This window comes from Vibrio sp. V33_P6A3T137 (assembly GCF_009904835.1).
GTDB lineage: Bacteria > Pseudomonadota > Gammaproteobacteria > Enterobacterales > Vibrionaceae > Vibrio > Vibrio metschnikovii.
Window position 1 is genome coordinate 1 of the sequence record NZ_WXWK01000086.1, and the last position, 2,337, is coordinate 2,337.

A 2,337-nucleotide genomic window follows, 5' to 3' on the forward strand; every position below is an offset into this window, starting at 1 on the left:
GATTTGTACTCTAATCATTTATTTACCTTTTGACGTATTCATCACTTGTCTACACGTAGACGAGTGACGAATGCGAAGCACTTGTTGAGTCATCGTATGCAAAACGCTTTTAACAAATACAGCATTGAAACGACCGATTACCATGTCGGTAGAGACAATGTACAAAAATGGGGATTTGATGTTCATAATCCTGTCTTCGGTATTAGTGCCGGATTCATTCTACTGTTTCTTATCTCCATCATCTGGGTCGGTCCGGAGATAGCCAAATCTGCACTCGACACACTTAAAAATGGCATTATTCAACATTTTGATGCCTATTTCATGTGGATAACCAATTTCTTCCTTCTGTTTGCTATGGGATTAATGATCTCCCCTTTAGGTAAAATTCGCCTTGGTGGACGAGACGCAACCCCTGATCATTCCAGAATATCGTGGCTATCGATGCTTTTTGCTGCAGGCATGGGCATCGGTTTATTATTTTGGAGTGTCGCTGAGCCAACCGCTTATTATACCAATTGGTGGGGAACGCCCTTTAATGTCGAGGCTTATACATCAGAAGCAAAATCTCTTGCCATGGGTGCAACGCTATTTCACTGGGGGATTCACGGATGGGCGATTTATGCGATTGTCGCCTTAGCATTAGGTTTTTTCTCTTTTAATAAAGGCCTCCCACTCTCCATTCGTTCCGTGTTTTATCCTATTTTTGGTGACCGTGCATGGGGCTGGCTCGGTCATATTATTGATATTATGGCCGTATTAGCCACTTTATTTGGTTTAGCGACTTCATTAGGCTTAGGCGCTCAGCAAGCCACAAGTGGTATTAACTACGTGTTTGGTACCCAAGGTGGGATCGGGATGCAATTTGCCGTGATTGTCTTTGTGACCTTGATTGCCATCATCTCAGTGGTACGCGGTATCAATGGCGGCGTTAAAGTATTGAGTAATATCAATATGGCTTTTGCTCTCGCTTTATTGATTTTTATTATCAGTGTTAGCTTTAATACCACGCTACAATCGATTCCTGCGACCTTCATGGCTTACGTAAAAAACATTCTTCCCCTAAGTAATCCTCATGGTCGTGATGATGAAATCTGGATGCATGGTTGGACGGTCTTCTACTGGGCTTGGTGGATATCATGGTCACCTTTTGTCGGCATGTTTATTGCGCGGGTATCACGAGGCAGGACGGTACGTGAATTTATTCTTGCGGTGGTATTTATTCCAACCTTACTGATCATCGTTTGGATGTCAGTGTTTGGTGGGATCGCTTTAGAGCAGGTCTCTAACCAAATCGGAGAGCTAGGCACACATGGATTAACCGATATTTCGTTAACATTATTCCATGTCTACGAGCAATTACCGCTCGGTAACGCCTTATCGCTGATCTCGATCGTACTGATCCTGATCTTTTTCATTACTTCAGCCGATTCTGGTTCTCTGGTCATCGATAGTATTACCGCAGGAGGAAAAGTGGATGCTCCGGTATTACAACGTATATTCTGGGCAACGGTCGGTGGTTCAATTGCTGCCGTACTACTTTGGGTTGGGGGTTCAGAGGCGCTACAAGCGCTGCAATCCGGCGTCGTCGCCACAGCTCTGCCTTTTAGCTTTGTATTGCTACTGATGTGTGTAAGCTTAATCAAAGGATTAAGAACCGAGCAAGCGCTTTACTCTTAATCCATCTGATCAAAATAAAAAAGCCAGCCACGATTAATAGGCTGGCTTTTTTCTAATTGGAATATCCGCACTCAATATCATTAAGTTATATAGAGAGATTAATATCGCGGCGATATAAATGAAAAAGTAGAAACAACGGAGACAAAAAAACCAGCATCTAGGCTGGTTACTTAAAAATATGGAGGCGCGTCCCGGAGTCGAACCGAGGTTCACGGATTTGCAATCCGCTGCATGGCCACTCTGCCAACGCGCCTTTGTATCAGTTTCTATTTTGGCTGATGGTGCCCCGGGCCGGACTTGAACCGGCACGACTCGAAAGTCGAGGGATTTTAAATCCCTTGTGTCTACCAATTTCACCACCAGGGCAACGCAAATTGCGGTATGGCAACACCATCTGCTCTTTCGGGCTTTGCCCTGAGAACGAGGCGTACTTTACCGTATTCCTCAGCAAGGTCAATAAAAAAATGTGATTTATCAATCAAGTGATCAATAAATGAACCAAGCGGTATAATAGACAACCGAACCGAACAAAGTTCAAACACCGAGTAGGCTTTATTCTCTAGATTGATGCTTTAAAATAAAAGTAAGATTTCTGCATTACTTGATGATGATGGGGCCAACCACATCATCTCACCCCATCAGCATTGCAGTCTCAATGTA

The 2,337-nt window shown here is 43.7% G+C and carries 1 protein-coding gene and 2 tRNA genes; 1 reads left to right on the forward strand and 2 read right to left on the reverse strand.

Annotation, left to right across the window (positions count from 1 at the left end; all coding sequences use genetic code 11):
* Positions 1-96 precede the first annotated feature (96 nt).
* The gene (locus tag CAG60_RS08440) at positions 97-1,677 is read left to right on the forward strand and encodes a BCCT family transporter (protein WP_161438729.1); all 1,581 of its coding nucleotides are present in this window, start codon (positions 97-99) and stop codon (positions 1,675-1,677) included.
* A gap of 179 nt (positions 1,678-1,856) precedes the next feature.
* Here the strand turns inward: CAG60_RS08440 and CAG60_RS08445 are convergent.
* Together CAG60_RS08445 and CAG60_RS08450 are read right to left on the reverse strand one after the other, a co-directional pair.
* A tRNA-Cys gene (locus CAG60_RS08445) sits at positions 1,857-1,930 on the reverse strand.
* 26 nt (positions 1,931-1,956) lie between these two features.
* A tRNA-Leu gene (locus tag CAG60_RS08450) sits at positions 1,957-2,043 on the reverse strand.
* Positions 2,044-2,337: the final 294 nt, after the last annotated feature.